Source organism: Polaromonas sp. P1_E1_2 (assembly GCF_056406035.1).
Genome location: NZ_JBFUAZ010000212.1, coordinates 1 through 6,214, shown reverse-complemented (window position 1 = coordinate 6,214; position 6,214 = coordinate 1). Strand labels below are relative to the sequence as shown.

General features: G+C 63.8%; 7 protein-coding genes. 5 read left to right on the top strand and 2 right to left on the bottom strand.

The genetic code is table 11. From position 1 onward, the window contains the following. The 3 genes from AC1D1P_RS11650 to AC1D1P_RS11640 all read left to right on the top strand — a co-directional run. Positions 1–431 (top strand): di-heme oxidoredictase family protein (locus AC1D1P_RS11650; protein WP_477673082.1); only part of this gene is annotated, 431 nt, incomplete at its 5' end. A gap of 5 nt (positions 432–436) precedes the next feature. After that, entirely contained in the window at positions 437–1,534 is a 1,098-nt protein-coding gene (locus tag AC1D1P_RS11645) for an imelysin family protein (RefSeq protein WP_477673081.1), read from the top strand. Between the two features lie 8 nt (positions 1,535–1,542). Continuing rightward, on the top strand, positions 1,543–2,694 hold the full coding sequence (locus tag AC1D1P_RS11640) for a DUF1513 domain-containing protein (RefSeq protein ID WP_477673080.1): 1,152 nt from the start codon (positions 1,543–1,545) through the stop codon (positions 2,692–2,694). Positions 2,695–2,987: 293 nt separating this feature from the next. On the opposite strand, the gene AC1D1P_RS11635 is transcribed toward AC1D1P_RS11640, so the two are convergent. Continuing rightward, positions 2,988–3,809: a hypothetical protein gene (locus tag AC1D1P_RS11635; RefSeq protein ID WP_477673079.1), complete on the bottom strand. Its 822-nt coding sequence runs from the start codon at positions 3,807–3,809 to the stop codon at positions 2,988–2,990. 144 nt (positions 3,810–3,953) lie between these two features. Continuing rightward, the gene (locus tag AC1D1P_RS11630) at positions 3,954–4,238 is read right to left on the bottom strand and encodes a DUF4148 domain-containing protein (RefSeq protein WP_477670167.1); all 285 of its coding nucleotides are present in this window, start codon (positions 4,236–4,238) and stop codon (positions 3,954–3,956) included. 206 nt (positions 4,239–4,444) lie between these two features. On the opposite strand from AC1D1P_RS11630, the gene AC1D1P_RS11625 reads away from it, so the two are divergent. Both AC1D1P_RS11625 and AC1D1P_RS11620 read left to right on the top strand, forming a co-directional pair. After that, on the top strand, positions 4,445–5,371 hold the full coding sequence (locus AC1D1P_RS11625; RefSeq protein WP_477670168.1) for a LysR family transcriptional regulator: 927 nt from the start codon (positions 4,445–4,447) through the stop codon (positions 5,369–5,371). Positions 5,372–5,753: 382 nt separating this feature from the next. Continuing rightward, complete coding sequence (locus AC1D1P_RS11620) at positions 5,754–6,113, top strand: DUF4148 domain-containing protein (protein WP_477670169.1); 360 nt, start codon at positions 5,754–5,756, stop codon at positions 6,111–6,113. The last annotated feature ends 101 nt before the right edge of the window (positions 6,114–6,214 follow it).

Below are 6,214 nucleotides of genomic sequence, written 5' to 3'. Positions count from 1 at the left end.
GCCGCAATCCGCGCGATGCCCAGGTGGTGCGCGGCCAGAAACTGTTTGCCCAAGCGCAGTGTGCCGCCTGCCACCGCCCGAGCTACGTCACCGGCGAAAGCCCGTTTCCGCGGCTGGGCAGCAAGGCCGTGCAAGGCCAGACCATCTGGCCCTACACCGACCTGCTGCTGCACGACATGGGCGAAGGCCTGGCCGACGGCCGGCCCGACTTCCTGGCCGATGGCCGCCAGTGGCGCACGCCGCCGCTGTGGGGCATCGGCCTGGTGCCCGACGTGAACGGCCACAACCGTCTTCTGCACGACGGCCGCGCGCGCGGCGCGCTGGAAGCCGTGCTGTGGCACGACGGCGAAGCCAAAGCCAGCAAGGACAAAGTCCTGCGGATGAATGCGCAGGAACGCGCCGCGCTGGTGAAATTTCTCGAGTCGTTATGAGCCTCATGAATACGCTTCGCCCTCCATGCCGGCCTGCCCTGCTGGCTGTAGCTGGCGTGCTTTCCCTGCTGGCCTGCGGCGCCCTGCACGCGCAAACCGTCGCGCCCAACGTTGCCGTGCCGTTCTATACGGCGGGTGATTTCATGCGCGGCGTCTATCGCTTTTGGTACGCGCCGCAGGCCGCTGCGTTTGCCGAACAGGCCGGTGCCTTGCCGTCAGCGGTCTCTGCGGTGTGCGATGCGAATGCAGACACTGCCGCTGCCCGACTGGAGCAGGCCCGCGATCGCTGGAAAACCACCGCGCTCGCCTGGGACCGCTTGAGCGGCGTGCAAATCGGCCCGCTGGTGCAGCGGCGCTCCGCGCGGCAGATCGACTTTTCGCCGACGCGGCCCGAGCTCATCAAGCGGGCGATTCAGTCAGCGCCGCAAGATGCCGCCGCGATGGAAAGCATAGGCACGCCGGCCAAGGGCTTGCCGGCGCTCGAATGGCTGCTGTGGAGCCAGCCTGTTTCGTCGTCAGTACCCGACATGCCGGCGTGCCGCTACGCCGTGCAGGTGGCTGCCGATATCCAGCGCGAAGCTGACACGCTGGCCAAAGCCTTCGGCGAGCTGGCAGCGCGCCAACCCGGCGAATCGGAAGAAAGCAATGGGCCGGCGATGAGCGAGCTGGTCAACCAGTGGACCGGCTCGCTGGAACGCCTGCGCTGGGCCGAGATGGAAAAGCCCCGCATGGCCGGGGCGCAAGGTAACCGCAACGCCGCTTATGCGCGCAGCGCCAGCGGCCAGACTGCAGCGCGCTGGGCCGCGCAATGGCAGGCGCTGCGCACACTGGGCGCGTCACAGGCGCGTGAAGCACCGCTACCCGGTGCCGGCCTGGCACCGCTGGAAACCTATTTGCGCGGGCTCGGCCGCAACGAGCCGGCCAACCAGCTCGCGCAAGCGGTGAACAAAGCCGACAAAGCCATGCAAAGCGCATCGCCCGTCAACAAGACCGGCATGGGCAGCGCCGGGCGTTCACTGGCCGACCTGAAAAAACTCGCGGAAGCCGACATCGCGCCAGCGCTGGAAGTGAGCATCGGCTTTTCAGACGCCGACGGCGACTAGGAATTTGCATGAATAAGGCTGAGGCCCTGACAACACTGCGGCGCCGGCAATGGCTGGTGCTGGCAGCGGCCGGCACCAGCGCCTGGCTCAGTCCCGCCCTGGCAGCTGCCGTCACCGCCACTACTCGGCCGCAGCAGCTGGCCGCCGCCTGGGAGGCCGCGCACGGCTACCAGGTCGGTGTGCTGGCGTATCGCAGCGCCGCGCTCCGGGTCAGCGCCGCACTCGACGTACCGACGCGCGCCCATGGTGTGTGGGTTGAGCGCAGCGGCACGCTGCTGGCGGTGGCCCGCCGGCCGGGCGACTGGCTGCTGCGCTGGAAGCCCGAAGGCGACGGCACCGGCCAGGCCATCGCCTGGGGTTGGGCCGAGCCCGACCGCGCCTTCAACGGCCACGTGATCGCCAGCCCCGACGGCAAAACGCTCTACACCACCGAAACGAATCTCGAAACCGGTGAAGGCCTGATCGGCCTGCGTGATGCCGCCACGCTGGAGAAATTTGGCGAATGGCCGACCCACGGCATGGACCCGCATGAACTTTTGCTGGATGACGACGGCAGTTTGGTCGTGGCGAACGGCGGCATCCCCGCGCTGCCTGAAACCGGCCGGCTGAAAATTCACATGGACCGCATGGATGCCTCGCTGGTGCGGCTGGACACACGACGCGGCGCGCTGCTGGGACAGTGGCGACTGGCCGACAAACGCYTGAGCCTGCGGCACATGGCCTGGGGCCGCGCACCGGCGGCAGGCGGGGCGCGTGTCCTGGGCATCGCGCTGCAGGCCGAGCATGAYGACAYGGCAACCAAAACCGCCGCGCCCGTGTTGGCGCTTTTTGACGGCCAGAAGTTGCAAGCCTGCGCCGCCGACGGACGCGTACTGGCTGGCTACGGCGGCGACATCACTTGGGCGGCGGGCGGTTTTGCCGTGAGCTGCCCGCGCGCCAACGGCGTGGCCATATGGCAGGCCGATGGGCGCTGGACAGGTTTTTTCCCGCTGGAAGAGGCCTGCGCCGTCACGTCGGCTCCGGCGGAGGGCCAGGCTGACACCATGCTGTGGGCCGGGGGGCGGCTCGCCGCAATGACACGCGACGGCGCAGGCCGCACAGCTTTGCCGGCGCTCAAAAATATGCGGCTGGACAACCACTGGGCGCCGCTTGCGGGTTAGATAACGGTTGGGTTGACTGAGGGCATCGGCAAATCGCTATCTTTTTGATAGCTGGTCGCGCGCGTTGTTATTGGGCTACCGGCACATTTGGCACACAAAAAAGGCCCTGAAACCGCATGCCGGCAGGGATTTTTCCGGATTTTTGCCGTCCCCGGACAACTAAAAACGGTTATTTTCAAAGCGAAAACCGGCTTTGACCCAAGCAGATCCTGCGCAAGCAGCTATTATTTTTATAGCAACCTGATGCCCTGAGGATTCGAACGCAGCTTGTTCGGCGCCCTATTCGGCAGACTTCACAGCTTCTTCCACAGCTCACCGTCCCTGGAACGGTAAGTGCCACCCGTGGCGCAGCAGCCCCCTGCACCGAAGGCGATGCGCCCGAGGGTGACGGTGACGACGCCATTGTCTGCCTGCAGCGACTGCCGCTCGCAATACGTGAAGAAGGGATAGAGATCGGGTTCAAGCACCATCTGCCAGCCGTTCTCGCCGGGCTCCTTGGACGACTTGGGTATGGCGCGGTAGACCTTGCAGTCATGCACCGCGAGGTGCACCGGCTTGCCACCCAGAAGTCCCTTGAATACGCGCTCCGGCGGTATCGCTGCCATGGGGTCCGGCTCGGCAGGCGACGGAGCAGGGACACTGCCGCCGCCTGCCAGCCCCAATCCAATCCCAAGCCCGACAACCAGCAGGAGCTGTCCCCACAGCATGTTCCGCTCAGGCCTCGTCACCGGCGAGAACGCCTGCCACGCCAGCGCAGCAGCAGCCGCGGCCGAAAGCGCTGTGGCGACCCAGACCAGCAGCTCCGCGGCTTCGGTGGCTGGACTGATCGCCCAGCCAACAGCCAGCACGGCCGCATTGACCAGCAACAGCACGAGGCAAGCCCATGGCCGCCCCCGGGAGAACAAGCCTGCAATCAGCAGGAGCACCGTGCACAGCAGCACCGCGGGCAGCACCACCACGCCTGAAAACAGCAGCTCGAACACTCCAATCAGCCAGCCACCACTGCCCGCCATCCTGCCAACGGTGTACAGGTAAAGCGCCAGACCCAGGCCCGGCAGGGCCAACAGCTGCGCGGCGACAAAGGCAAAGGCGTAAGGTGCGTTGGAGGTTCTCAAGATGAGGGGAATTCTAGAGTGCGGCCGGATACTGTCGTATACGGCCTGCGTGAATCCCGCAGGCCCAAATGCAATCGCCCCGGCAGCCAAAGGCTGCCGGGGCGAAAAGCGTCGGGACCGGCCAGGCGCCGGCGCCGTACTGGCTTATTGCTGGCTGGTCTTCACAGCTTCAGCAGCAGCCTGGGGTGCTGCACCGGCCTTCTCGGCGCGGGGAGCGCCCAGGTTTTGCTGGGCGGTGGCGCCGTTGTAGCTCGAAGCGGAGCCGGCGTTTTGTGCCTGCAGCACCTCGCTTTTGACTTCAGCACGGGTTTTGGTCGCAGGTGCCTGCATCTGGTCAAACAAATAGGAGTTGAAGGTTTGGGCAGAAGCAGCCACGGAAGTCAGGGCGGCAACAGCAACAACGGAAGCGGCGATAAAGTTCGATTTCATGATGAATATCCTCTCAAAGTTAAGTGACGTTCCGGGCATGGCGGGCTCATCTTCCCGTCTGTCCAGCCTCGGTGAGTCGCCTTGTAGTGGGCTTCGGCTCATCGATGTATGAACTTTATTCCATTCAAATCGATCAAAAAATAGCAATTTCAACAATACATTACTGTTGAATCAGCAACAATGATGGCTTAACTTAGGGGTAAACCATGGACCGGCTTCAATCAATGCGCGTTTTTCAGCAGGTGGTGGATGACGGGAGTTTTGCGGCCGCAGCGCGCAAATTCGACATGTCTTCCGCCGTGGTGACGCGGCTGGTCGGCGACCTGGAAGATCACCTGGGCGTGCGGCTGCTGCAGCGCACCACCCGCCGCCTGGCCCTGACGGATGCCGGCGAGGCCTACCTGGCACGGGTGCGCCACATCCTCGATGACATCGACGAAGCGCATGCCGCCGCCCAGGCCCATGCGCAGGAAATGTCCGGCGTCATCCGCATTCTGACCCCGCCGGTATTTGCCGTGCACGTGATTGCGCCCCTGGTGGCGGAGTTCGCGCGGCGCTACCCCAAGGTCGTGCTGGATATCTATGTGGACTCTCCCTTGATGCCGCCCGTGGAAGACTACGACCTCACCCTGCTGGGCGCTGCCGACACCTTTGACGCCAACATCATCGCCCGGCCTATTGCGTCTTCCGCCGGTATTCTCTGCGCCTCGCCAGACTACCTGCGCCGCCACGGCACACCCGCACAACCTGAAGACCTGCCCCATCATCAATGCATGCGCATCAAGGCACAGGCCAACCGCCACCGCAGCTGGCGCCTGTTCAACCCGAAGGAAAACAATCGGGAAGTGGAGGTGCAAATCGAGCCCAGCATGCTGGTGAACCATTCGGACACGCTGATACGCGCCTGTGTGGACGGYGCGGGCATCATGAGCCAGTCCATCGACCTGGTGGCCAACCACCTCAACAGCGGCGCGCTGCAACGTATTTTGTCGCCCTGGACCACCGGCACCAACACGCTCTATGCAGCGCTGCCCAGCCGCAAATTCATTCCGGCACGCACCAGTGTGTTTCTGGAATTCATGACCGAGTACACGCGCGCTGTGATCAGGAAGATGGAAGCCCGGCAGGACTAAAACCTGCGCCGGGGCACGGCAAAAGCACTCACCCGGGCGGCCGGTGTGGAAAAGCGGGCTTGCGGCCCCACATAACAGTGGCAGCCTCCCTGGGTGCTGTCGTAGTTCATGGCATTTCACCCTTCGTAAAACACGCCTCACAAATCGCAAAGAAACGTGGGCGAATTTTTTGAACGCCAAAAAGTTCCAGGACTACACGCCGTTATTGTTCCGGTTTCGACAATTGAATGTTCTGCCAATACGCACTTGTGTATCTGCRCCGCGGAACAAGGTTTGATACATCGGTGAGCCACCTGTTCAAAACGCGACTCAGCGATGAAGGCCTCACGGGCACAACGCCCGTCCCGCCTGTTTTCACACTTGTTCTTAAAGGAAATTCACCATGAAATCGACGAAACTTGTTTCCGCATCCGTTCTTGCCCTTGCAGCGCTCGCCTCGGCGAACAGCTTTGCCCAGGACAGCAACTACCCCGGCAATGAAGTGAGCGCCGCCAGCACCTTGAGCCGCGCCGATGTCCGCGCAGAGTTGCTGCAATCACCGCGCGCGTCATACCAGGTCAACAGCGACAGCAGCTATCCTGGCACTGATGCCACCCCCGTTGCAGGTACCAAGACCCGCGCAGAAGTCCGCGCTGAACTGGAGCAGGCACAGCACGAAGGCTACAAGCTGAGCGTTGACAACTCCTACCCCAGCGACTTCAACGTACCTGCCGCACACGGCAGGGCAAATACTGCGGGTTAAGCAGCGCCGCCGCACCGCCAGCCGGCGTGTGCATCTCTCGTTAAACCGCATTGCGACGTCCAGGAAGCCTCCGGCTTTCTGGACGTTGGCCTGCGCGCAGC